Genomic DNA, 22,282 nt, shown 5'->3' on the forward strand with positions numbered 1-22,282 from the left:
CGACATGGAAAACATCCTGACCTTCCCCTGCAAGACTGACCACGCACCCGGCAAAGACTGGCTGCACGGCGACGAACTGGCCGAGCATGTTGGCGGCACTGGCAAGACCGCCGCGCAATGGCTGGCCCTGCCTGAGACGCAAGAGTACCTAGCAGCAATGGCAGAGCATCTGGAGCTGCCCACCGCTGCTGACCTGTACGCTCACAAGCCGGATGGAATTTGGCTGCACCCGGCCCTGTACGTGTGCTTTGCCCGCTGGGCCAATCCGACCTTTGGTGTTTGGTGCGATGGCCAGATAGTGGCTGCTGGGGGGTACTACGCATGAGCAAACAGATCATTCAGGCTGACTTTAACGGTCAGGCCATGCACTTCACTGCTGATGCCTGGTTTAACGCCACAGTGGCTGCTGAGAAATACGGCAAGGTTCCGAACGAATGGCTTCGGCTTCCTGATACCGAGCGATACCTGGCAGCCCTTGCCCGCAAATACGGGAAAATCCCGTATTTCAAAACGAAGCGCGGCCAGACTGGCGGCACCTGGCTTCATCCAAAACTGGCTGTCCGCTTTGCCCAATGGCTGAATGACGACTTTGCCATCTGGTGTGACGAACAGATAGACGGCCTGATGCGTGGCCATGCCGGTGTGGATGACTGGCACACTGCCCGCATTGAAGCCGCCAGCCGCTTCCGCGGCGTCTGCGACATGCTGAACCTGTCACGCCAAGCCGATGGCAAGACCACGGCACGGCACCACTACAGCAACGAGGCATTGCTCATCAATGAAGTGCTGACCGGTCAGCGTAGCGCCCTTGACCGCAACAGCCTGAGCAAGACCGACCTACGCTTGCTGGAATTGCTGGAAGCCCAGGACATGGTATTGCTGGGCCGTGGCATGGCCTACGACGAGCGCAAGCAAGCCCTGCACACCTTCGCCCAGGAACAGCGCCAGCGCCTTGCTGCGAACGACGCAAGCGGGAGGCTGACAGCATGATGGCCCTTGACCCCTTGGCAACGCTGGGCAACAATAGCCCCGTGCTGTTCAATAGCGGCACCGGGATTGGTCTCCTGAACACATTGGCGGACAGCCGCCACTTGCGGCATTTTTTGCGTCCGTTTCACACCACTGGTGCGCCTTTTTCTATGGCAGGCCGTGGTGGGAGCGTGCTTGCACGCGCCGGTTCCAATGTGCCGGTAGACCAATCCCGCCATGCGCCTGCCACCCCCGATTGGTCTCGGAATGGCGGGTCTAAACCCACATTGGAGGCCACCATGCCTAAGCTTTCCCGCGCCCTGTTGTCGCGCCTTTCCCCCATTACTCACAACATCGGCACCGCTGCCAATCTAGCCGAGGCCCAAGCCCTTGCCCGCCTGCATCTGGCTCGCACTGGCCACGCTGTACGCATTGCCCCTGCCGTCGTCGGTTTTTCTGTCGTGGAGGTGCGCTAATGGCTGCCCTGACCGAAGTTTCCCGCCTGACCATTACCCTGCTGGCCACGGGTCAAATGCTGCTGAAACCTAGCTGCGACCTGTCCGACCTGATCAACCACATCAGGGCCGCTGTTGACGAGACAGTCGAGATTGATGACAGCTTGGCTGACACTGACGACACCCGCCCGACCACTGCCCGCCTTGTTGTGGCCATGATGTCTGATGGATCTTGCAAGTCTGGCCTATATGGCGATGCAGACGCACTGATGGCCCGCTGGAAACAGGCATACAGCAAAATGGAGGTCTGCCAATGACCGCCCGCTTTAATGCCGCTAATGGCTCTGAACTGATCGAAATGGCCAACCGTCTGCTGGATAGTCACCTGACCGAGTTTGACGACCTGGACGACGACACCGCCAGTTATGTGTTGGGCTGCGTAGAGGGAGAAACGGCCTTTGCTGTTGCTGCCGCCTTGCGTAGTGAGCCTGCCCAGGCTATCCGCACCTGCAAGCGTCAATTGCTGATCCGCCTTGGCCTGTCTGGCAACAATCTCAGCATCGAGCAGCAGCGTACCCGTGGCTGGATCGTCGGCATGATGGGCAGTATTGCTTCGGCACTGGAGGGTAAAGAATGCTGACCCTGAACCAGCGCCATGCCGCCGAGTTTGACGGCCAAGCCGCCGCCCACCGCCTTCTGTTGCTGCTGAACGAGCATTTGCACCCGGCAGCATACGATAGCGCCACCGACCGCACAGAAGCAGCCTGCACCCTGCTGGGAGCCTTTGCCGCCGTGTTTGGCGAATGCCTGGCAGACGCGACAGACGCACAGCAGCGATATGGTGCTGCACAGTCCACCGTGCTAGTGGCGCGCATCATCCAGAACGCCCCCCAACTGCTGGCCAGCCTGAACCGCTAAATCCCCCTTCGACAATTTCATATCTTTAAGCCGATTCCCAGGGCTGATAACGGGCACCTGGGAACGGCACGCCAGAAAGTGACTTCATGAACAGCACGATCGAGCAAATAAGCGCCGCCCTGCAACACCTGGACGCACACGACCGCGACAACTGGGTGCAGATGGGGATGGCGGTAAAGAGCGAGCTAGGCGAAGCCGGTTACACCATCTGGGATGAGTGGAGCCGCGCTGCCGACAATTACCAGCACAAGGCCGCTGTAAGCGTGTGGAAAAGCATTAAGCCCGCTGGGCGTGTAACCATCGCCAGCCTGTTTTCCCAAGCCATCCAGCACGGATACAGGCCCGATAAGCCCTATCAGCAGCCAAGCCCGGAAGAACGGGCCAAGCTGGATCAGGAACGCGCCGCTGCACAGGCAGAGGCCGAAGCACTGGCCGCACAGCATCGACAGGCAGCCACGGACAAGGCCGCCGCACTATGGGAGCGTGGCCACGATGTGAGCGCTGACCATCCTTACCTGCAAGCCAAGGGCATCACGCCGCACGGTGTACGCCAGTTGCGTGACATGCTGCTGATCCCACTGCGCATGGCTGGTGAGCTGGTCAACCTGCAAATCATTGCCGCTGATGGCAGCAAGCGATTCCTTACAGGTGGGCAAGTAAAAGGGGCATCCCTGTTGCTGGGCCGACTGAATAACGCCACACAGGCATTACTGTGCGAAGGATGGGCCACAGGGTGCAGCCTGCATCAGGCAACTGGCCTGCCTGTTGTCGTGGCATTCAACGCCCACAATCTGGTGGCTGTCTCTGAGCGCATGGCATCCAGCATTCCCGAGGGAATGCAGATCATTGTTTGTGGCGACAGCGACGCCAGCATGACCGGACAGCAGGCAGCAAGCAAAGCCGCCCAGGCATTCCAAGCCAATGGCAGATCAGTTGTCCCGGTTTTCACCCTGGACCAGCTTGAGCAATACCGACAGCAGCACGATGGCAAGCAGCCCTCTGACTTCAACGACCTGCACCAGCTTGCCGGTCTTGATGAGGTCAAAAATCACATTTACCGGGGTGACTCAAAAATAGTGGGAACAGTGGGAACAGTGGGAACAGAACCGCTGAAAGCCTTATCTGGCAAGGCTTCCAGTTGTTCCCACTTTTCTGTTCCCACTTCGGTTTGTTCCCACTCTGAGGGCGAAAAAATGGCCCCAGCGCCCGAAAATGCTTCACCGTTCTTTGTCGCGGAAGGCATACCGGGGCAGCGTGATGGCGTGTACTGGGTAGAGAAAGCAGAGAACAAGAACGACCAAGACGCCATATGGTGGCTGTCCTCTCCGCTGCACATTCTGGGCGAAACCCGCGACGCCGAGCAAAGCAACTGGGGCCGCTTGCTGGAGTGGAAAGACAATGATGGCCACCCGCACCGCTGGGCCTGCCCGGTAGAAATGCTGGCAGCCAGTGATACAGCAGACTTCCGCCGCGAACTGGCAAGAGGTGGGCTGACCATTGCCATTGCCCACAAAGCCCGTGCCAAGCTTGTTGAATACGTACTGAATCACAGCCCGCGCACGGCAGACCGTTTGCGGTGCGTTTCCCGCATTGGCTGGCAAGACATGCGCTATGTCCTGCCGACTTCCGTGCATGGCCAGCAAGACGGCGAAGGTGTGATTTACCAAGGTGCGGACAATGGAGACTTTGCCACAGGCGGCACCCTGGAAGAGTGGCAGCAGCACATTGCCGCGATGGCATCAGGCAACACCCGGATCGTGTTTGCCATCAGCGTGGCATTTGCTGGTGTGTTGGCAGATATGGCCGGAGAGTCTGGGGGTGGCTTCCACTATGTTGGCACGACCAGCAAGGGCAAGACTTCCACGCTACTAGACCCTGCCGCCAGTGTCTGGGGCAACCCTGACCGCTTCGCCAAGAAATGGCGCACCACACAGAACGGGCTGGAGTCGCTGTGCCTGGGCCGCAATGACAACCTGCTGATACTGGACGAACTGGCACAGATTGCTGCCGCTGATGCTGGCGGGGCTGCCTATCTGATTGCCAATGGGCAAGCCAAAGCCCGCATGGCAAGGGAAGGCGGAAACCGACCCGCACAGACATGGCGTGTCATGCTGCTGTCTGCTGGGGAGATCGACCTTGCACAGCACATGGCAGAGGCCGGGAAAACCGCCAAGGGTGGCCAGATGGCCCGCCTCCCTGCCATTCCTGCTGATGCCGGGGCCGGTATGGGCACGCTGGAGACTCTGCACCATCACACCAGCGGCCAATCCTTTGCTGATGCCATGAAGGCCAATACCCGCCGCTACTACGGCACAGCCGGTCAAGCATTCCTGAACAAGCTGGCCAGCCCAGACGAACAGAAAACCATCAGGGCCGAGGTACGCAACCACATGGCAATGGTGCTGGAACGCATGAGCATTCCTGCCGGGGCTGCCGAAGAGGTGGGCCGTGTGGCTGCCCGGTTCGCCCTGGTGGGCTTAGCTGGCGAACTGGCGACACGTTACGGTGTAACAGGCTGGAAGTCAGGCGAAGCAGTCAGATCAGCACGGCAGTGTTTCCGTGAATGGCTGGCCGAGAATGGAACTGGCAAAGCTGCCGACGACCGCGCCTTGCTCGCCCAGGTATCTGCCTTCATGCAGTCCAATAGCTCAACCCGGTTCCCGCCGCACGATGCACCGGAAGAAACGCTGAACCGCTATTACAACCGAGCTGGCTTCACCTGCCCTGACGAGCAAGGGGGCATCCAATTCTGGGTTATGTCTGAGCCATTCAAGCGCGAGCTGTGCAAAGGCTTCAATCCCACCAGTGCCGCCAAGGCCCTGATTAGTGCGGGCTGGATGCTTCCCGGCGACATCGAGGGCAAGACCAAGCGCCTCACCCGCAAGAAGCGCATCAAGGCCCTTGGCTCAACATCGAATGTCTATGTGATGACTGGTGCAGCACTAGAGGGGGCGGAATAAATGACTGACTGGCTTGAGAACGCACTGAACGAAAGCGAAAAACTGACGGTTTGTTCCCAGTCGAGTGGGAACAAAACAGACTGGGAACAAAAAGTGGGAACAGCGGAAAGCCTTATCTGGCAAGGGTTTCAGGAGTTTGTTCCCACTGTTCCCACTGTTCCCACTCAAAAACAGCACCCCCCAAAGAATGCGGCGAACGCCCCTTTTATGGCCAGATCGTCCCCCGCGCTGCCCGCCGACCTGCTGAGTAAGGTCAATCTGATTTGTCGGCTGGAACGGTGGACACGGCAAGACAGGGAGGAGTGGCTACTGATCCTGCACCGCCAGATTACCGAGGACAGGACGCCAGCACATGAGCTTACCCAGTGCCTTGCATTGCACCTTGCCGTACACCACGCCGCCGACATGGCCGCATAGCATCCAACCAGCAGAAGGAAACGCAAATGACTAAGCCGCTGAACCTGCATGAACACTTCACCCCGATTCCCGGCGATCCTGACGGCGCTATGCACCTGAGTATGCCCGCAACCCTGCTGGTGATAGCTGACTGCATCGGCAGCGATGACAGCACACCAGAGGGCCAGCAACGGGCCAAGGCAGTCATCACAGAGTTTGTCGCCATGCTGCGCAAGATTCACTGGCCACAAGCCGAGTATCTGGAAACGTGGCTGCTACGTGGCAACCCTGATGCCCGCCGCTTGCTGCCCGCCCTGGTTAAGGCCGTGGATGCAGTAGGACAAGAAGCAGTGGGACGCATGATCAACCGGTTGATGGAGGGAAATTAACGTGCCATTGCGGAGCGACACATTAACCCCAAAGGCTGGTGGGCGTGATACCTCACGGAAGCGGGCCATCCTGCTGATGCTGGAGCAGCACAACGAACACGACTACCTCGAACGCGGCGCACCCCCATACAGTGCAACGATCATTGCAGAGTATGTCGGAGGGAGCCGCCCTAGTGTGGCCCGCACCCTGCGAGGCATGGTTGCTGCTGGCCTACTAGTGGCTGTACGGCATCGTGATGATGTGTGGAACGCCATTGCACAGAACTTTGTGGAAATGCCCGTCACGGCCTACTACAGCGCCAGCACGATGGAGCGTGACAAGGTATTGGCCAAGGCATGGGCCGACGGTGCAGAGGAGCGCAGCAGTCAGTCAATGGCAGAGATGGTGGCTTTGTTTTCAAGGAGCGGGAAATGAGCAGAAAGAATGAGGTACTGGCAGTTACATCTCATGACGACCCTGGGAAAGCAGTTGCCAAGGCCGTGAATGCACCTGACACCCGGGCCGCAATCACTCTCATGGAGATTTACAACAAAGGCCCATTCAGCGGGCCGACGCCACCAGACCTTGAAGCACAGATGGGGGCAGTCATCGATAGAGGCAAAGCCATTATTGCCGGTGACATGCGGCTTTCTGAAACCACCCTGATATCACAAGCTCAGGTGCTCGACGGCATATTCCATCTGATGGCTCAGCGAGCTATCAGCAACATCGGCAGCAGCCTCGAATCGACTGAGCGCTATATGAAGATGGCCATGAAGGCACAGAGCCAATGCAGGGCTACGCTGGAAACGCTGTCAGAGGTGAAGAACCCACGTGTTGCCGTGTTTGCCAATCAGGCCAATGTCACCAGCGGCCCGCAGCAAGTTAACAACGGAACACCTTCACCCGCGCCCGCACGGAGCGATTCTGCGGCAGGTGTAAACATGACGAACGAACTATTGGAGTATCAGGATGGGGAACGGCTGGACACAGGAACGCCGAGACAAGCAGGCCGAGCGCATCAGACAGTCGAAACCGTGGGAGAAAAGCACCGGGCCACGCACCGAAGAAGGCAAGGCAGCCAGTAGCCAGAACGCCCTGGTGCATGGTGAGCGCAGCGCCGATGCGATAGCTGCCCGCAAGCAGTTCAACGACGTGATGCGTAGCAGTCGGGCCATCATCGAGCGGATGAAAGAGGCAGGCCGGGAGGCGGCAGAGGCGATACGGGAGCGACGACGGCGCGAAGATAAGCGCTAGTACAACAAGACCCACCGATGTGGAGGCCTTCGCTTTATAGATTGATATGAGACGCAACAATTGAACAAATACAAGCAGCGCCGGACAGCAAATCATGCTATAAAATTTTGCAGCCCCCCATCTATCAAAGTGAGTAATCATGAAGAAACTATTGCTTGCAAGCTTCATTTGTTGCGTAACTTTCAAAGTCTATGCCGATACTGACTCATCAAAAGTCGATACAGATGCAATTGAACGGCTCCCTGCTTTAAAAACTGAGCAAGTAATCGAACTTATGAACAGTGAACCAACCATGACAGGTAGCAGTAGTAATGGGCAAAAGTATAAAGTGAATTTCTACAAAGATGGGACACTTAGGGCGAAATCCACAAAGAGAGGTGACGACAGCATTATTATTCAAGACGTCGGGAAGTGGCATTTGGGCGAAAAAAGCAAGCTATGCATCCTCTACTCAGCCTGGAGTCTTGGTGTAGAAAACTGCCGTAGGATACGGGTAAAAGATGGCTCCCCTGTATTCGGTCCTGATCAAGCCGTACTTAAAAAAGAAGACTGATTTCTAAAGTTAAGAAGCAATGCAGCATTTTGGGCGGTAATGTCATAACGGTTTGCCCCCCTGCGATTCATGTCACGAACAGGGCTGGCCAGTTTGCACCGTTACCGGTTCGCACCCGAAGTGCTGGTTTCCACCGCATGGTTGCCAGTCAGGTTGCCACCCTAAACCCGGTATCCACTGGCTGGTATCCAGTGCAGTATTCACTCCAAAGCGGTACGCACCCTACAGCCCGCCCAACGCGGGCATTTTTGCGTATGCTGGTGTGTTTGCGAAAACCAACCCCATGGAGGGCATCATCCCCCTGGCTGCCATAAGGTCGGAGTCGAGCGCCTGGCTACATGACTCTCTTAAGGTCGGAGTGGACACGCTACCTAGCACTTATTTGCCTCAAGGCTATTCAGCGCGTCATGACAAACCGTAGAATGCCAACGTCACACCTTCGAGCAGCAATCATGCGGCTGGCACTCATCATCACAACTATCATCATGCTCTTCATTGCTGGCGGGGTTCTGGTCAGTTACGCACAAGTCAGCCCATTGCAAGCCGTCATGCTAGCTGTCGCCGGCGCCGTGCTGGTGACAACAAAAATTGCCCACCTGAAATTTCATCTCAGTTTCTCAGCGGGACCATGGAAGCCTGCACCATTCGATATCGAGCGACTGAAGCGGGAACACAGTCACAGTCCGGCCATGCCTGCCATTACCCAGGCCTGCCTGGCCCTGCATCAAGCCACGGGGGCGAATCTCGGTCAAATTGGGTTGTACGACTACCTGTGGGTGGGTAGCACCTTGGGTGGGTATCGTCATTCCCTCCCAATGCGTAGTGGTCTGGTCAGGCGCCTAAGCCGGGCATTGAACACAAAGATTACTAAGGCGGACCTGGACCGTATCAATACAGTCGATGACCTGATGCAGGTCATGAGAAGCAAAGGCCTCTAATCTGTCATCTTGGGTGGTGAAGAGATGGTAGCCGTTCAGTCGTGGGGGCATATTTGGGGGCACTTTTTAAATTCAAATCGTCGTGTTTGTTACTGGGCGTGGCTTTCAAGCCACAATTCGGTAGACGCCGCCCCACCAGAACCTCTAAAAGCCATTGATGATCAGTAACTTACTGGTTCTCAATGGCTTTTTTCATGCTTTGTTACCTGTGGGTGTTACACATGACTGAGAATTCGATGTCCAAAACAGCCCATGTTGTACGCCGTGGTGCGGTCTATTACTACCGTCTCAGAGTACCTGCCGATCTCCTTGAACACTACGGCAAAGACGAAATCATCTTCAGCCTGAAGACCAAAGATGCAGCTGAGGCCAAGCTCAAGGCTGCTGATGAAGGCCTGCGCCTGCAAGGCGAGTTCTCCGTCTTGCGGCAAGCCATGAAAGCCAATCTGGTTTCAGGCCTTACTCCGTAGGTGTAGAATCTAACAAGCCCCTGATGACAGAACGTCCCCAAGGTTACGCAGTGAAGACTTATCAAATAGCCATTCTCGCCAGCATCAGTCTCGCGCTCTCTGGTAGTGCCAGTGCGGGTGACTACATGCCTCTCAAGACGGTTCCGCAGTACGAGATGAAGCAGGAGCCGGAAAAAGGTATTCGAGTTTTGCGCTTGTTGCGTCCTTGCCAAGGCAAGCCTGGGAAAAGGGCCTTCAAGAGTTGGCGCTGGTGCCCCTCTGGCTGAAACAGATATGCAGGGACAAGCTCCCGAACATCCCAAAGTCAGCCCTCAGACCGACCGGACAGAATGTCCGCAAGCTGTCCCGGCGATTCTCTAAGCGCGGGACGCCCTCTTCACGCGGCTCTCACCGATGCCAAAGTATTCTGCAGTGGCCTTGATGGTGGCTCCAGTCTCAGCCTTTCATGCAGCCACAGCAGCGTCACCCACTGACTTGGGCCTCCCTGTGTAGCGGCCTTCAATCTTGGCAACCTCAATCTCTCTGCGCTGCATCTCCTTGCGGTTCACATAGTCCACTTCAGCCTGTGCAGCCATGAAGGCCAGGACAGCATCACGGGTTGCCTTGGCAAGCAGACCAATATAGTCAAACAAGCGTATGTCCACAGGTGATAGAATATGCTTTACGCATCACCACTAACCCACACCGTATCGGAATAGCAAAAGATGGACGTTCTCCAAGTGGCACAAGGAGAGTTACAAGCAGCAATCCTCCTTGCCAAGGAAATCTCCGGACTCACATCGAGTGCAGCAGAGAAGTTGAGACTGGAAATGCTGGAAACACTCTTACGCGATGTGCACCAGCAACTGGATGAAGCACAACACCAGTTCAATGTTGTCGAAGGACGTGATCACGCAAGCTTGATCTAGCCCCCCACCCGCCGCCTTCACCACAACCTCTAAAAGCCATTGATGATCAGTAATCTGCTGGTCTTCAATGGCTTCTTTCATGCCCATATTGTCGAATAGCACCAGCAATTTCAGTAGCGGGTTTTGCCGCTGTCGGCCCCAAATTGGCCCCACGTTTTTCCACATTTAATCCTGCTGGATCAAATTTCCACCCATCGTGGGTAACAACTCACCTGACCGGGATGCTCAGGACATGCTCCACGGCACGGCCACTCGCAACAGCACCGTGGAGCCAAAGCGGCATAATGCTTACTGATAACCCTTGTCCAGCGCCAGTTGCTGGATAGCGGTGACAACCGATTCCGCGCCGGTTCTGATCTGGCTGATGACTTCACCCACCTTGTTGACCTGACCGACACTGCCTTCTACCAAATGCTTGATCTGGTCCATATTGCTGACGGCCTTGCCAGTTTGCAGCTGGATGGCATTCACCATGCCGGAAATCTCGGCAGTAGACAGTGAGGTGCGCTCGGCCAGTTTGCGTACTTCGTCTGCCACGACGGCAAAGCCACGGCCGGTTTCGCCTGCGCGGGCAGCTTCGATGGCTGCATTGAGCGCCAGCAGATTGGTTTGGTCTGCAATATCCTTGATGGTTTGGACAATGGTGCCAATTTGCTGGGAGTGCTCGCCCAGCGATTGCACACCCTGCGCCGCAGTGGCGATTTCATTGGCCATGGTTTCGATATTGTTCACGCTTTCGCTGATGTTCTTGACCCCTTCTTCTGCCCAGTGACGGGTTTGTTGCGAGGTATTGAAAGCAAACAGGGCGCTGTCCCGTTCCTGTTTTTGCGCGGCAATATTGGCGGTGATGTCTGTCGCAAACTTGATGATGGAAACAACCTGGCCATGATCATCAAACACCGGATTGTAACTGGCTTCCAGCCAGCGCTCGCTACCGTCACGGGCAATACGCAATACCTGGCCGGAGTAAAACTGCCCACTGCGCAACTGCTCCCACAGCTGGATGTATTCGCGGCTTTGCGCATATTCCATGGTGCACAGGCGGCGGTGGTGCTGACCGATCAGCTCGGATTCCTGGTATCCCATGGTGCGCAGGAAATTGGGGTTGACCATGCGAATTACCCCGTCAATCGAAAATTCGATGCTGGCCATCACCCGGTTCATGGCGGCCAGCACGGCCTTGTTGCGTAATTCTTCCTCCACACGCAGGGTAATGTCCGCGGCAAACTTCACAAAGCCACACACCTGGCCCTGCTCGTTCTTGATGGGATTGTAAGTGGCTTCCAGCCAGACGACCTTGCCATCGCGCCGCAGGCGCTTGACCCTGCCGGCAAACGGACTACCTTTGCGCAGGCTGTTCCAGAAGGCCTGATATTCGCTGGAGTTGGCATAGCTTGCTTCGCAAAAGGTGCGATGATTCATGCCAGGTAGTACTTCGGCGGAATAGCCCATCACCTGCTGAAAGGCATGGTTGGATTCCACCACATTTGCATTCATGTCAAAGGTGACCCTGGCCATGGACAAACCAATTGCATCCAGCACTGCTTTTTGCTGTGCAATCATACGCGCCTGGTTTTGGATGGTTTCTTTCAGCTTGCTATTGAACATGATTATCTCTCCTTGGCGGGTGGGTGTTTATCAGGGATGAATTGTTCGTGGAATTTGTAATATTTCTTACAAACTGATAATCATTATCATTTAAACTACGACGCAAGCCCCACCTTCCGCAATACTCTTCGCACTTCTTTTCTCCACTATCGTTGCCTGTCGTAGAACATGGCACACAAGAAACAGCCATCAAGCCAAAATGCTTTTATTTTCATGACATGTGTTATTGGTTCATCACCAATATATTCATTAAAAATACAGCACCTCCGCACTGTAACCACGCCCGGCGCAACTACATGTCACCGCCCTCCCTGTGCATTAAATACATGGCAGGGTGACAGCGCATGATTCAGTCATGGGCTGATTATCTTGGCGAACGCAAACCAGCGCAGTGCGTCATCCATTGGCAAGTCTGCGGCATGAAGTCGTCTCATTTGCCATCCCGGCTATGCCATATGCAGCGCAACACGATACTGCATTCATCTATACACTCCATTTCCTATCAGAAACTGCATATTCCTTTTGCCGCTTCTTGTGTATTCTGTCCGACAAAACCATTTATCAAGCTTTGGCTGGAGCATATATGTCTTCATCATCGGTAAAGAAAACCATGATTCTGGGTGCGGTGCTGGTTGCCGGCCTGCTGCTGACGGGCAGTGCCGTTACCTGGTGGACCAATAATCTGCAACGTCAGGCCGATGACGAGGTGGAGCGGTATAAACAAGCCAGCCTGGTGTTCAAGGACACCCGTTTTAACGTGGTGCAGATTCAGCAGTTTCTGACAGATGCAGGTGCCACGGGCGAAGGGCCGGACGATTACCGCGATGCTGCGGAAAACCTCAAGCAGGCCATGCAGAACCTGGATGTGCTGCAAACCATGTTGCCGGAAGTGGCAAGCGAGGTAGGACAGATCAAGCCTTTGGTACAAGCCCTGCACCAGACCGGGGTAAAAATGGCCGAGGCTTATATCCATCAGGGGCGCGAGGCTGGCAATGCCATCATGAAGGCAAAAGGCAATGGCTTTGATGATTCAACCGAAGCCATCAACAAGAGCCTGGACCAGTTGGCGCAAAGCCTGGCAAACAAGAGCAAGCAAACCCAGCAGTACAAAACCACGGTGCGCGACAATGCCGTGCTGGCATATGGCTTGATTGCCATTCTCACCACGTTGAGTGTGCTGGGCATCAGCCTGCTGCAATACCGTCGCCTGCTGCGGATTCTGGGCGGGGAGCCCGCCTACGCAGCCAGCATTGCCAACACCATTGCCGCTGGCAATCTGGCCGTGGATATCATCGACCGCTCCGGTCATGACCACAGCCTGCTGGCCGCCATGCGTCACATGGCCGAACAATTAACCTTGTACATGCGCAAGATTGACCTGAACACCAAGCAGGTGGTGCAGTCCTCCTACCAGATTTCAGACATCTCCAGCCATATTGCCGATACCTCCAATGAGGAGGAGCAGCATTCTGCCGCGGTGCGTCAGGCCACGTCAGACCTGTCACAAACCGCCAGAATCGTGCTGGACCTTGCCGGCAGCGTGACCGAACACGCGGACAAGGCGCGCAAGAGTGCGCACGAAAGCATGTCCACCATGCGTGACAACATCCGTGAGATGGATGCAGCAGTCGCCGAAGCACACCACGCCGAAACCCGCATTGTGGCGCTGGGAGAAGCCAACCAGAAAATCCAGGTGATTACCCAATCCATTGCCAGCATCACCGACCAGACCAATCTGCTGGCGCTGAATGCGGCTATCGAGGCGGCACGCGCGGGTGAACACGGCCGTGGCTTTGCCGTGGTGGCCGACGAAGTGCGCAAGCTGGCACAAAATGCGGCGAAAGCCACCGATGAAATTACCCAGATCATCAACAGCCTGGGTTCGCTGATTCAGGAAAACACCGAATCGGTACAAGGCATCATCAGCAGCACGCGGCTGGGTATGGAAAAGGCCGAGCAGGCCAGCCAGTCCATCAACGGGCTGGTGGAGGATATTGAAGGCAATGTGACGGCGGCCCGGCAAATCGGCGCAGCCAGCCAGGAACAGATGGCGCGGCTGGAAACCATGCGCGGTCAACTGGAAACCCTGCTGACCACGCTAAGTGACAATGCCTACAAAGTGCATACCACCGGGGCCATCAGCGAAGTGCTGTTTCGCACCTCCACCGATTTGCGCACCATCATGGAGAGCTTCCAGTTCGACCAATCCAGCCAGATTCAGGCCATTGCCAACGACAACCGCAAACTGCCGCGTGTACGCCAGCACATTCTGGTGCAGGTAAAGGATGGCGACCAACTGCGCGACGCCATTACCGAAGACTTCAGCCTGTCCGGCATCAAGTTACGGCTGCCGCTGGCGCTGAACCGGGCAGAACACAGCCTGATGAAACTGAAGGTGCTGCTGCCACACGACAGCATTGATGATTACCGCGAGCAGGCACCGCTACAACTGACTGGCCGGGTGAAATGGGTGCAGGCGGAGGCCAATGGCGAAATCTACGGCCTGGAATTTGTCGACATCAGCCCGCGCCAGCAGGAAGAGCTGAAATCCTGTTTCGAGTTCTTCAATCACAGCCACGAATATGACTGAGCGCCGTGCTGAAGAAATCGGCATCACCCTGATGAATGTGGCGGAGGTTTTTTCCGCTGCATGACAAAACTGTCCATGCGCCAAGGGGCAGGCACGCCACAAGGCCAGCCTGCCTCATGTGCTTTGGATGGTTTAGCCCAGACTGGCAAATGCCTGTTCGAAGTCGGCAATCAGATCGCCCACTTCTTCCAGACCAACCGACACCCGCACCATGCCGTCCGGAATGTCCATTTCCTTGCGTTTCTCCGGGCCGGCTTCCCAGAAAATGGTAGACGCCACAGGAATCACCAGGGTACGGGTATCCCCCAGCCCGGTGGCCTTGATCGGGACTTGCAGGGTATTGAGCAAGGTATTGGTTTGTGCGGCATCGTACAGTTCGAAAGACAGCAGCCAGGCATTACCACTGAACAGTTCACGGGCACGCTGGTATTGCGGGTGGCTGGGCAGGCCCGGATAGGACACCTTGCGCACTGCCGGGTGGGCTTCCAGGTATTCGGCCAGTTGCTGGGCGGTATTGCTGCAGTGCCCTACGCGCAAGGCCAGTGTTTCCATGCCGATGGAAATCAGGTTGGCATGCTCGGACGACAGCGACGCACCCATGTCGCGCAAGGCTTTTTTGCGGATCTGGGTCAGGCCTTGCTGGGCGGCTGCGCCTTTGCGGTAGTCGTCCGCAATGTTCGGATAGGCCGACCAGTCGAACAGACCGGTATCAGTCACTGCGCCACCCAGTGCCGCACCATGACCGGCGAGGGTCTTGGTGAGCGAGTTCACCACCAGGCTGGCACCTACACTGGCCGGGTTAAACAAGGCGGGCGAGGTAATGGTGTTGTCCACCACATACACCAGGCCATGGGACTGGCACAGCTGGCCTATGCCTTGCAGGTCGGCAATCTGGGTGCCGGGGTTGGCAATGGTTTCCACAAACACCATGCGGGTGGCCGGGGTCAGCGCAGCGGCCACACTGCCTGCCGAGGCCATGTCCACCATGCTGACTTCCACACCAAACTGACGCAGGGTGCCCAGCAGGCTGTTGGTATTGCCGAACACATGGCGGCTGGACACGATATGGTCGCCGGCCTTCAGCAGGGACAGGAAGATAGCAGCAATCGCGCCCATGCCGGTGGCAAAACAGACCGTGCCAATGCCGCGTTCAATCTCGGTGATCTTGGCCTCCAGCGCGGCCGTGGTGGGCGTGCCCTGACGGGCATAGTTGAAGCCGCCTTTCTTGCTGCCCTGAAAAATGCCGATCAGGTCCTCCACGCTGTCCAGCCCGTACTGCACCGAATTATGCAGCGGGGCACGCAATGCGCCATATTCCATGCCAGCGCGGCGGTCGCGATGCACGATGGTGGTGGAGAGGCCCTGCTTGTCTGTTTTACTCATTATCCTGTTTCCTGATGACGGCCATGCACCTCCTGTCCGGAAGCGAATGCCTGGTGTCAGCGGCCATGCCGCCTGTTTTTATCTGTCCGGTAATCGGCGTATTTTAGCGCTGCAGCAGCAGGAAATTCTGCCATGTTCTTGCCATTGATAAGCTGGGGCAAACCCGCTGCCAGTAGCTGTGCGGCCTGGGCGCGGGATATTGATGGCTCCGGCCGCATATGCACCAGCAAACCCGGCGGGCTCGCGCACATCCACCAGCAGCGCAGTAGCCGGTGGTAATGCTGCTGGCTTGCCGGCACCGCGCAGCAGCCGGGAAATGAAATTGGACATGCTGTCCTTGATCGGGTGTGTCCCTGCGCCTGACAACATGCCGGGGCGCGAACAGGCCATATTTTAACCAGAGCCAGCGGCAGATGCCCGGCTTCTTTGGCAAAAAACGGCGGACTGGCCGCCATCGACATGACCGGAACAGCGCAAACCATCAGTCGTGACGGATAGGCGGAAATGACAATGGCCGGGAAACCCGGCCATTGTGGTGTGCTGCCAACTGGACTGCCTGTTAATGTGCGGTGGCAGATACTACAGGCATAAGCGCAGGTGCCGACGGCAAACAGCCGGTTTCCAGCAACAGGTTTTCAATATGCTGCAACTGTGCCCGTGCTTCTTTTACTTTTTCGTCCAGTACAAAAAATTCCAGCGTGTAGGCTTCAATCTTGATGCCGTCGCGGTTTGTCATCGATTTCCCCTTATGCTTTGTTTGGGTATTTATCGACGCAGGTAACAAAACCTTGAGCAGCACTATAGAAAAAGATGAAAAATTTGTTCATTTGCTAGCGGCATCCGCGTCGCGACAGGCAGCCGGACGCAGCGCAGGGCGGGTTTGCTGCGGGTCGAATTGACACCATTGCAGGCCGCGCTCGGTCAGCGACAACCAATCCAGTCGCCCATCGCTGCGGGGCAGGCCGACACTACCCAAGGGCCGCCAGGCCACCGGCCGCCCCTTGCGCTCTGCCAGCAGGCCTTGCCATTGCAGGCTGTCCAGCCCGGCCAGCAACTGCATCAGCTGGCCGTCCGCCGTGGGGGTAAACACGGTATTGCCGCTCACCATCAGCCCGGCCTCGCGCACCGTGGCGGGCAGGCAGTCAAGGCGGGCTTTGACTTCACCGGTACTGTTCAGCAGCCAGGCCACCCCTTGTCCCTTGATGGTGGCCAGCAGCATAAAGCGTGACACCGCAGGCAGCCAGGTCAGATTGTAGTGGTATAGCTGCAAGCCAGCGGACAGCAGCCGGATGTCGCTGAGGCTGCCGCGCTGCGGGTCCAGCACCGCCATGTTCAGCTGGCCGGTTTTCTGTCCATTGGTGATTTGCTGCCACACCAGCAAAGCAGTGCGCTCGCCACCGGCCAGCATGGGCCACCAGGCCCGCTGTTCGTCCACCACATCTATCGACTGCAGGATTTCACCCTGCCCGTCGTAAACCTGCAGGTATACCCCGTTGCCGCTGCCCTGCCCGTTCACCCCGTCGCCATCCACCCAGCCATCGGAATAAAACAGTACAAAGCGCTCGCCCACCGCCGCCACATGGCCGGAATGCCCGCCTGGGACTGCGGTTTGCGGATAGGGCTTGATCGGCTGCAAGGCGGCATCGTAAACCCCGTAGCGCTGGCTGACTTCGTCTTTGCTGTTCCAGCCATCTTCAAAAGTCAGCATCACATGGCCACTGCGGTTGCGCGCGGCGGAAACCGGCTCCTGCGCTTCCGGTCTGGCAATCAGGATTTGCGGCTGGCCTTGCGCACCTTCATCGGCACGCCAATGCAGTAGATAGACATCATGCTGCCAGTGGCCCAGTGCATTTTCCCCTCGCGGCGGCAGGCCGGCACTGCTGAAAAACACATCGTAGTCGCCGCTCTGCCCTGCGGGTAGCGCCACCACGCCATGCATGTAACTGCGCAAGTCTTGCGGACTGCGCGGTGCGGCTTGCGTGTTTGCCAGCATCAGCAGGCTCAGGCACAAGCTGGCAAGGCTGTGTAAAAGCGTGGTGCAAATTGAGCGATGCAGCATGGTTGCTCCGTTCGTGAATCGGTTACCGGCCTGCTGTTACCACAAAACTTGAGAATTCCTGCCAGGACATTGCGCGAGCGCGCCGCCCGGTTTTCAGCCGGGGAAAACGGCGGATTTGGCGGCATGGCCTTTGCTTGATAAATATCAACATTCGCTTATTTACTAATAATAAGACTTCTCTTATATTCACGTTTTCTTATCTGGTGGCTGCAAGCCGGTAGCAAACTGCGTCACGTACGCACAGGCAAGCCAAAGGTCAAGCCAAGCCACTCTTTCTCCGCACGAGGCAATATATACCATGAGTACATTCAATGCCGTTCTGGCCCGCAACGCTGCCGGTCTTCCCTCCGCCGACCGTCAGGCCGCGCACAGCGTCGCCTTCTCTCATTACAACAATCTGTCCGCGCAGCTGCCGCTGGACCGCACCACCGGGCAACTGGTAGCCGGTGGCATTCGTCAGCAGGCGGAACAGTGCTTCGAGAATATCCGCAGCATTGTGGAAAGCATCAATCACAACATGGACGATGTGGTGCGCATCACCATCTTCCTGCGTGACATCGCCGACCTGGCCACGGTGAATGCCGTGTACGCCACTTTCTTTCCGGTTTACGTACCGGCACTGACCGCCGTGGCCGTGCATGACCTGCCGCTGGGCGCGCTGCTGCAAGTGGAAGCGCTGCTGTCCAATGGCGAAGGCACCATTCCGCATGCACCGCAAGCCGGCGACCTGATCAAGCTGGCGCGCAATACCGACAGCGCCCCCTGCTCTGCCCTGTCTACCCAGACCGTAGCGTTTTCCCATTACAACAATCTGACCGCGCAACTGCCGGTCAACCCGCACACCGGCGTGCTGGTGGAAGGGGGGATCGAAGAACAGACCGCCCAGTGCCTGCGCAATATCAAGGCCATTCTGAACAGCATTGACGTGCCGTTTGACGATATTGTCAAAATCAACCTCTACCTGACCGACCTGGCCGACCTGCCCGCCGTGGACGCGGTTTACAGCACCTTCTTCCCGGATTCCGCCATTGCCCGCAGCCATGCTTATTTCCCGGCACGCAGCGTGATTCCGGCCCAGGCACTGCCGCTGGCTGCCCGCATCCAGATTGAAGCCGTGGTATCGCATGGCGACGGCACGCCGCCGCAAGCGGTGGAAGACCGCCACGGTATTGTCATCCGTACCGGCCGCAGCGCAGAGGTGCCGCAGGACAAGCTGGCCACGCAGTCGGTTGCCTTCTCGCACTACAACCATATTTCAGCACTGCTGCCCGTGAGCGCGCATGACGGCAAGGTGGTGGCTGGTGGCATTGCCGCGCAAACCCGCCAGTGTCTGGAACACTTGCAGAACATTACGCACAGCATTGAGCACAGTCTGGCAGATGTGGTGAAAGTGAATATCTGCCTGACTCGCCTGGCCGACTTGCCGCTGGTGGACGCGGTATACCGGGACTACTTCTCCAATGCCACTCCGGCCCGTCGCATTATCGGCGTGGCCAGCCTGCCGGCTGGCGCGGACATCCAGATTGATGCCGTACTGGCCAATGCCGAAGGCACTGTGCCGCGCCGTTAAAGCACGGTGACTGGCCACTTTGCAGCGGTTGGCGAATGCGGTACTGCCGTGTTTGTCAGCCGCTGCGGTATTGTTGCCACACCAAGCGGCCTAGCTGTACCAGTCTGGCCTGCTGTTCCGGCGTCCAGACTGCGGCACAAGACAGGCGCACACAATGGCGGTAGCCACCGCGTGGCGAAAACAGCGGCCCGGGTGCCAGGCCTATCCCTTCCTGCCGGGCTTGCTGGTGCAGGGCCAGGCTGTCGAAGCCTTCCGGAAACACCAGCCACAGCGCAAAACCACCCTGCGGCGGCGTGTATTGCACATCCGCCGGAAAATATTGCTCCACCCCCTGTAACAGCCCCTGCATCTGGCTGGCGATGGCGCGCCGCAAGCGCCGCATGTGGCGCGGATAGGCACCGCTCTCCAGAAAGCGTGCCAACACCGCCTGATTCAGCGTAGGCGTAGAGTGGGTGCTGAGGTATTTCTGCACTTCCACCTGATTGCGATAGCGACCCGGATCTATCCAGCCTATGCGCAAGCCGGGCGCCACATCCTTGGTGAGCGAGGCGCAATACAGTACGTTGCCGCTACGATCAAACGCCTTGATCGGGCGTGGCCGCTGCCTGCCGTAGTAAAACTCACCGTAAACATCATCCTCGATCAGCGGAATGTCGCGCGCGGCCAGCATGTCGGCCACTTTTTCCTTGGCGGCATCCGGCATCAGCGCACCCAGCGGATTGGAAAAATTGGGTACCAGAATGACTGCCTTGATGGCGGCATCACGGGTGGCCAGCTCCAGCGCATCTACCGAAATGCCGCTCACCGGGTCGGTGGGAATTTCCACCACGCGCAAACCCAACGCTTTCAGGGTATATAGCAACGAAAAATAGGCGGGAGACTCCACCGCCACCACATCACCCGGCTGGGTAAGCGCGCGCAAGGCCAGGTTCAATGCCTCGATGGTGCCTTGCGTGACAATAAGCTGTTCGGGCAGCAACTGCCCCCCCCACTCCAGTGCCAGCCGCGCGATCTGACGTTTGAAGGCTGGCAGGCCGCTGGGCCGCCCGTAGTCGGACAGCAAGTCCGGGTGATGACGCATGCAGTCCAGCGTCATGCGTTGCAACTGGGCGGTAGGCAGCAGGTCGTGCGGCGCCACGGCGCTGCGAAAGCCTTGTATGCGCTCGGTGTGCTGCTCGGACTGATCCTCCACATAGCTCCACAGCAGCGGGTCTACCGTGACTTCGGTAGCCGCCGCCAGGCGCAGTAAAGGTGCGCTGTCACTGCGCTGGCGCACAAAGTAGCCGGATTGCGGCCGCGCCTCCACCAGTCCCTGGTCTTCCAGCAAGCGGAATGCCTGCTGCACTGTGCTTAGGCTCAAACCGCGCCGCAACTTCATGTCGCGCAGCGACGGCAGGCGCTCGCCTACACGTAATACGCGGCTGGCGATCTGGGCGGCGATGTCATCGGCCAATTGCTGGTAAAGAGGCTGCTTGTCCATGCCTCCATGATAAGGGATTGAATCACTGGCACCACGGACAGTTGTGCACAAAAACAGCCAGTACAGTTGGGCAAGAACCGGTGCTGTCATGGTCTTTTTTGGTCAACTGTGTGGCTACCGGCCCCATTTGGCCAACGCTAAGCTGTTTGGCATCAACAGCACGGGAGCGCACAACATGACCACATTGCTACTGAATCAGGGTGAATTGCTGAGCCTGCAAGGCCATTTGCCGCACAGCCTGAAGGTGCAGCAAGGGCGGATATGGATCAGCTACTGCGGCCAGGATGTGATTCTGGGGCGCGGTGCCAGCTGGACGCCGGGCATGGCACGCGGCGAAACGCTATTGCTGGAAGCAGTGGGCGGCCCGGCACAGCTGAGTTTGCAGCTGCAGGGTGAGCACAGCCTGTTGCAACTGGCCAGCTGCGGCTAGTCGGGCTGGCCGAAGGTTTCCTGCAGAAAGTCCAGCATGGCGGTGAGCTTGGCCTGATGCTGGCGGCCCGGCGGGTACAAGGCGGTAAGCGGCATGCTGTCGTCCACCCGCCATGGCTGCAGGATTTCCACCAGCCTGCCGTCCTGCAATGCCGGCTCCAGCAAGAAGGCCGACTGACGGATGATGCCAGCCCCGGCCAAGGCCAGACTGAGCAGGGATTCGGCACTGTCCACACTCAGCCGGGCGCTGACATCCACTTTTTGCAGCTGGCCATCCACCATGAAGGGCCATTGGTCGGCCTGTTCCATATCCGCCACCACCAGGCACTGGTGCTGTGCAAGCTGGTCCGGGTGCCCTGGGCTGCCGAACTGGCGCAGATAGGCCGGTGCCGCACACACCTTGCGTGGCAGACTGGCAATGGGCCGTGCCACCAGATGATCCACCGGGCCCAGCGGCCCCAGCCGCAAGCCCAGGTCGAAACCGTCGGCGGCAATGTCCACCAGATGGTCGCTTACCGACAAGGCCAGCCGTACCTGCGGGTGGCGCGCCATGAAACGTGGCAGCGCCGGTAGCAATTGCTGGTTGCCAAAGGCGGTACCCACGGTAATGCGCAGCGTGCCTTGCGGGATATTGCGGCCAAAACGCAGATCAGCTTCGGCGTTGGCCAGGTCGTCCACGATGCGCCGGGCATGGGCGATAAAGCGCTCGCCATCCGCCGTGGCCACCACCCGGCGGGTGCTGCGGGCAAACAGGCGGCAACCCAGACGCTTCTCCAGCCGGTCTATCGCCTTGGACAAGGCCGAGGCGGTCAGGCCAAGCCGCTCTGCCGCGCGGGTGAAACTGGCGGTTTCGCTCAGATACAACACAGCCAGCAATTCGGTGGTTTGCGTTTCTATCATATTAATGAATCTGTTTCAGTAATGAATTTCCTGAGTAGCAGATTCTAAAACCCGCAATGCGTAATAAGCT

The 22,282-nt window shown here is 57.7% G+C and carries 24 protein-coding genes and 1 pseudogene; 17 read left to right on the forward strand and 8 right to left on the reverse strand.

Going from position 1 to position 22,282, the window contains the following annotated elements; all coding sequences use genetic code 11:
• Window positions 1-4 precede the first annotated feature (4 nt).
• The 14 genes from HWX34_RS17900 to HWX34_RS17965 all read left to right on the forward strand — a co-directional run bounded on the left by HWX34_RS17900 (window position 5) and on the right by HWX34_RS17965 (window position 9,285).
• Window positions 5-325 carry a KilA-N domain-containing protein gene (locus HWX34_RS17900; protein ID WP_178973537.1) on the forward strand — a complete coding sequence of 107 codons (321 nt, stop codon included), beginning with the start codon at window positions 5-7 and terminating at the stop codon, window positions 323-325.
• Window positions 322-990, forward strand: coding sequence for a KilA-N domain-containing protein (locus HWX34_RS17905; protein WP_178973538.1), 669 nt, complete (start codon window positions 322-324; stop codon window positions 988-990). The genes HWX34_RS17900 and HWX34_RS17905 overlap by 4 nt, the downstream gene beginning before the upstream one ends.
• A 278-nt stretch (window positions 991-1,268) precedes the next feature.
• A complete protein-coding gene (locus HWX34_RS17910) occupies window positions 1,269-1,445 on the forward strand; it encodes a hypothetical protein (protein ID WP_178973539.1) in 177 nt (58 codons plus the stop codon).
• Window positions 1,445-1,741, forward strand: coding sequence for a hypothetical protein (locus tag HWX34_RS17915; RefSeq protein ID WP_178973540.1), 297 nt, complete (start codon window positions 1,445-1,447; stop codon window positions 1,739-1,741). The genes HWX34_RS17910 and HWX34_RS17915 overlap by 1 nt, the downstream gene beginning before the upstream one ends.
• Complete coding sequence (locus tag HWX34_RS17920; RefSeq protein WP_178973541.1) at window positions 1,738-2,064, forward strand: hypothetical protein; 327 nt, start codon at window positions 1,738-1,740, stop codon at window positions 2,062-2,064. The genes HWX34_RS17915 and HWX34_RS17920 overlap by 4 nt, the downstream gene beginning before the upstream one ends.
• Window positions 2,058-2,342, forward strand: coding sequence for a hypothetical protein (locus tag HWX34_RS17925; protein ID WP_178973542.1), 285 nt, complete (start codon window positions 2,058-2,060; stop codon window positions 2,340-2,342). Before HWX34_RS17920 ends, HWX34_RS17925 begins: the two co-directional genes overlap by 7 nt.
• Window positions 2,343-2,428: 86 nt before the next feature.
• Window positions 2,429-5,302 carry a DUF927 domain-containing protein gene (locus HWX34_RS17930; protein ID WP_178973543.1) on the forward strand — a complete coding sequence of 958 codons (2,874 nt, stop codon included), beginning with the start codon at window positions 2,429-2,431 and terminating at the stop codon, window positions 5,300-5,302.
• Window positions 5,303-5,719 carry a hypothetical protein gene (locus HWX34_RS17935; protein WP_178973544.1) on the forward strand — a complete coding sequence of 139 codons (417 nt, stop codon included), beginning with the start codon at window positions 5,303-5,305 and terminating at the stop codon, window positions 5,717-5,719. It begins immediately after the preceding gene.
• Between the two features lie 26 nt (window positions 5,720-5,745).
• Window positions 5,746-6,087, forward strand: coding sequence for a hypothetical protein (locus HWX34_RS17940; RefSeq protein WP_178973545.1), 342 nt, complete (start codon window positions 5,746-5,748; stop codon window positions 6,085-6,087).
• Between the two features lie 76 nt (window positions 6,088-6,163).
• Window positions 6,164-6,502, forward strand: a complete 339-nt coding sequence (locus HWX34_RS17945) for a MarR family transcriptional regulator (RefSeq protein WP_178973546.1) — start codon at window positions 6,164-6,166, stop codon at window positions 6,500-6,502.
• Window positions 6,499-7,155: a hypothetical protein gene (locus HWX34_RS17950; RefSeq protein ID WP_178973547.1), complete on the forward strand. Its 657-nt coding sequence runs from the start codon at window positions 6,499-6,501 to the stop codon at window positions 7,153-7,155. The genes HWX34_RS17945 and HWX34_RS17950 overlap by 4 nt, the downstream gene beginning before the upstream one ends.
• A 308-nt stretch (window positions 7,156-7,463) precedes the next feature.
• Window positions 7,464-7,877: a hypothetical protein gene (locus HWX34_RS17955; protein ID WP_178973548.1), complete on the forward strand. Its 414-nt coding sequence runs from the start codon at window positions 7,464-7,466 to the stop codon at window positions 7,875-7,877.
• A 452-nt stretch (window positions 7,878-8,329) separates the two neighbouring features.
• Complete coding sequence (locus HWX34_RS17960) at window positions 8,330-8,815, forward strand: hypothetical protein (RefSeq protein WP_178973549.1); 486 nt, start codon at window positions 8,330-8,332, stop codon at window positions 8,813-8,815.
• A gap of 221 nt (window positions 8,816-9,036) precedes the next feature.
• On the forward strand, window positions 9,037-9,285 hold the full coding sequence (locus tag HWX34_RS17965; protein WP_178973550.1) for a DUF6538 domain-containing protein: 249 nt from the start codon (window positions 9,037-9,039) through the stop codon (window positions 9,283-9,285).
• A gap of 443 nt (window positions 9,286-9,728) precedes the next feature.
• Here the strand turns inward: HWX34_RS17965 and HWX34_RS17970 are convergent, their stop codons facing one another.
• The 3 genes and pseudogenes from HWX34_RS17970 to HWX34_RS21515 all read right to left on the reverse strand — a co-directional run.
• Window positions 9,729-9,917 carry a hypothetical protein gene (locus HWX34_RS17970; protein ID WP_178973551.1) on the reverse strand — a complete coding sequence of 63 codons (189 nt, stop codon included), beginning with the start codon at window positions 9,915-9,917 and terminating at the stop codon, window positions 9,729-9,731.
• A 192-nt stretch (window positions 9,918-10,109) separates the two neighbouring features.
• On the reverse strand, window positions 10,110-10,358 hold the full coding sequence (locus HWX34_RS17975) for a hypothetical protein (RefSeq protein WP_178973552.1): 249 nt from the start codon (window positions 10,356-10,358) through the stop codon (window positions 10,110-10,112).
• A gap of 204 nt (window positions 10,359-10,562) precedes the next feature.
• A pseudogene (locus tag HWX34_RS21515) lies at window positions 10,563-11,693 on the reverse strand (PAS domain-containing methyl-accepting chemotaxis protein); the annotation flags it as partial.
• 691 nt (window positions 11,694-12,384) lie between these two features.
• Here HWX34_RS21515 and HWX34_RS17985 point away from each other — a divergent pair.
• Entirely contained in the window at window positions 12,385-14,391 is a 2,007-nt protein-coding gene (locus HWX34_RS17985) for a methyl-accepting chemotaxis protein (protein WP_178973554.1), read from the forward strand.
• 132 nt (window positions 14,392-14,523) lie between these two features.
• Here the strand turns inward: HWX34_RS17985 and HWX34_RS17990 are convergent, their stop codons facing one another.
• The 3 genes from HWX34_RS17990 to HWX34_RS18000 form a co-directional block, all read right to left on the reverse strand.
• Window positions 14,524-15,774 carry a cystathionine gamma-synthase family protein gene (locus HWX34_RS17990; protein WP_178973555.1) on the reverse strand — a complete coding sequence of 417 codons (1,251 nt, stop codon included), beginning with the start codon at window positions 15,772-15,774 and terminating at the stop codon, window positions 14,524-14,526.
• A 559-nt stretch (window positions 15,775-16,333) separates the two neighbouring features.
• Window positions 16,334-16,510, reverse strand: coding sequence for a hypothetical protein (locus HWX34_RS17995; RefSeq protein ID WP_178973556.1), 177 nt, complete (start codon window positions 16,508-16,510; stop codon window positions 16,334-16,336).
• 87 nt (window positions 16,511-16,597) lie between these two features.
• Window positions 16,598-17,833, reverse strand: a complete 1,236-nt coding sequence (locus tag HWX34_RS18000; protein ID WP_218645244.1) for a hypothetical protein — start codon at window positions 17,831-17,833, stop codon at window positions 16,598-16,600.
• A gap of 298 nt (window positions 17,834-18,131) precedes the next feature.
• Here HWX34_RS18000 and HWX34_RS18005 point away from each other — a divergent pair, with 298 nt between their 5' ends.
• Window positions 18,132-19,403 (forward strand): RidA family protein, encoded by a 1,272-nt coding sequence (locus tag HWX34_RS18005; protein WP_178973557.1) that lies wholly within the window; start codon window positions 18,132-18,134, stop codon window positions 19,401-19,403.
• 55 nt (window positions 19,404-19,458) lie between these two features.
• On the opposite strand, the gene HWX34_RS18010 is transcribed toward HWX34_RS18005, so the two are convergent.
• Window positions 19,459-20,883 carry a PLP-dependent aminotransferase family protein gene (locus HWX34_RS18010; protein WP_178973558.1) on the reverse strand — a complete coding sequence of 475 codons (1,425 nt, stop codon included), beginning with the start codon at window positions 20,881-20,883 and terminating at the stop codon, window positions 19,459-19,461.
• Window positions 20,884-21,058: 175 nt separating this feature from the next.
• Between HWX34_RS18010 and HWX34_RS18015 the strand changes: the two genes are divergently transcribed.
• Entirely contained in the window at window positions 21,059-21,313 is a 255-nt protein-coding gene (locus HWX34_RS18015) for a DUF2917 domain-containing protein (protein WP_178973559.1), read from the forward strand.
• Here the strand turns inward: HWX34_RS18015 and HWX34_RS18020 are convergent.
• Window positions 21,310-22,212 carry a LysR family transcriptional regulator gene (locus HWX34_RS18020; RefSeq protein ID WP_178973560.1) on the reverse strand — a complete coding sequence of 301 codons (903 nt, stop codon included), beginning with the start codon at window positions 22,210-22,212 and terminating at the stop codon, window positions 21,310-21,312. The genes HWX34_RS18015 and HWX34_RS18020 overlap by 4 nt on opposite strands.
• Window positions 22,213-22,282 lie beyond the last annotated feature (70 nt).

The organism is Aquitalea sp. LB_tupeE, assembly GCF_013391415.1.
Taxonomy (GTDB): domain Bacteria; phylum Pseudomonadota; class Gammaproteobacteria; order Burkholderiales; family Chromobacteriaceae; genus Aquitalea.

Coding starts and splice junctions, on each gene's coding strand:
- HWX34_RS17900 (WP_178973537.1), top strand. CDS start 5: ATGGAAAACATCCTGACCTTCCCCTGCAAGACTGACCACGCACCCGGC.
- HWX34_RS17905 (WP_178973538.1), top strand. CDS start 322: ATGAGCAAACAGATCATTCAGGCTGACTTTAACGGTCAGGCCATGCAC.
- HWX34_RS17910 (WP_178973539.1), top strand. CDS start 1,269: ATGCCTAAGCTTTCCCGCGCCCTGTTGTCGCGCCTTTCCCCCATTACT.
- HWX34_RS17915 (WP_178973540.1), top strand. CDS start 1,445: ATGGCTGCCCTGACCGAAGTTTCCCGCCTGACCATTACCCTGCTGGCC.
- HWX34_RS17920 (WP_178973541.1), top strand. CDS start 1,738: ATGACCGCCCGCTTTAATGCCGCTAATGGCTCTGAACTGATCGAAATG.
- HWX34_RS17925 (WP_178973542.1), top strand. CDS start 2,058: ATGCTGACCCTGAACCAGCGCCATGCCGCCGAGTTTGACGGCCAAGCC.
- HWX34_RS17930 (WP_178973543.1), top strand. CDS start 2,429: ATGAACAGCACGATCGAGCAAATAAGCGCCGCCCTGCAACACCTGGAC.
- HWX34_RS17935 (WP_178973544.1), top strand. CDS start 5,303: ATGACTGACTGGCTTGAGAACGCACTGAACGAAAGCGAAAAACTGACG.
- HWX34_RS17940 (WP_178973545.1), top strand. CDS start 5,746: ATGACTAAGCCGCTGAACCTGCATGAACACTTCACCCCGATTCCCGGC.
- HWX34_RS17945 (WP_178973546.1), top strand. CDS start 6,164: ATGCTGGAGCAGCACAACGAACACGACTACCTCGAACGCGGCGCACCC.
- HWX34_RS17950 (WP_178973547.1), top strand. CDS start 6,499: ATGAGCAGAAAGAATGAGGTACTGGCAGTTACATCTCATGACGACCCT.
- HWX34_RS17955 (WP_178973548.1), top strand. CDS start 7,464: ATGAAGAAACTATTGCTTGCAAGCTTCATTTGTTGCGTAACTTTCAAA.
- HWX34_RS17960 (WP_178973549.1), top strand. CDS start 8,330: ATGCGGCTGGCACTCATCATCACAACTATCATCATGCTCTTCATTGCT.
- HWX34_RS17965 (WP_178973550.1), top strand. CDS start 9,037: ATGACTGAGAATTCGATGTCCAAAACAGCCCATGTTGTACGCCGTGGT.
- HWX34_RS17975 (WP_178973552.1), bottom strand. CDS start 10,358: ATGTGGAAAAACGTGGGGCCAATTTGGGGCCGACAGCGGCAAAACCCG.
- HWX34_RS17985 (WP_178973554.1), top strand. CDS start 12,385: ATGTCTTCATCATCGGTAAAGAAAACCATGATTCTGGGTGCGGTGCTG.
- HWX34_RS17990 (WP_178973555.1), bottom strand. CDS start 15,774: ATGAGTAAAACAGACAAGCAGGGCCTCTCCACCACCATCGTGCATCGC.
- HWX34_RS17995 (WP_178973556.1), bottom strand. CDS start 16,510: ATGACAAACCGCGACGGCATCAAGATTGAAGCCTACACGCTGGAATTT.
- HWX34_RS18000 (WP_218645244.1), bottom strand. CDS start 17,833: ATGCTGCATCGCTCAATTTGCACCACGCTTTTACACAGCCTTGCCAGC.
- HWX34_RS18005 (WP_178973557.1), top strand. CDS start 18,132: ATGAGTACATTCAATGCCGTTCTGGCCCGCAACGCTGCCGGTCTTCCC.
- HWX34_RS18010 (WP_178973558.1), bottom strand. CDS start 20,883: ATGGACAAGCAGCCTCTTTACCAGCAATTGGCCGATGACATCGCCGCC.
- HWX34_RS18015 (WP_178973559.1), top strand. CDS start 21,059: ATGACCACATTGCTACTGAATCAGGGTGAATTGCTGAGCCTGCAAGGC.
- HWX34_RS18020 (WP_178973560.1), bottom strand. CDS start 22,212: ATGATAGAAACGCAAACCACCGAATTGCTGGCTGTGTTGTATCTGAGC.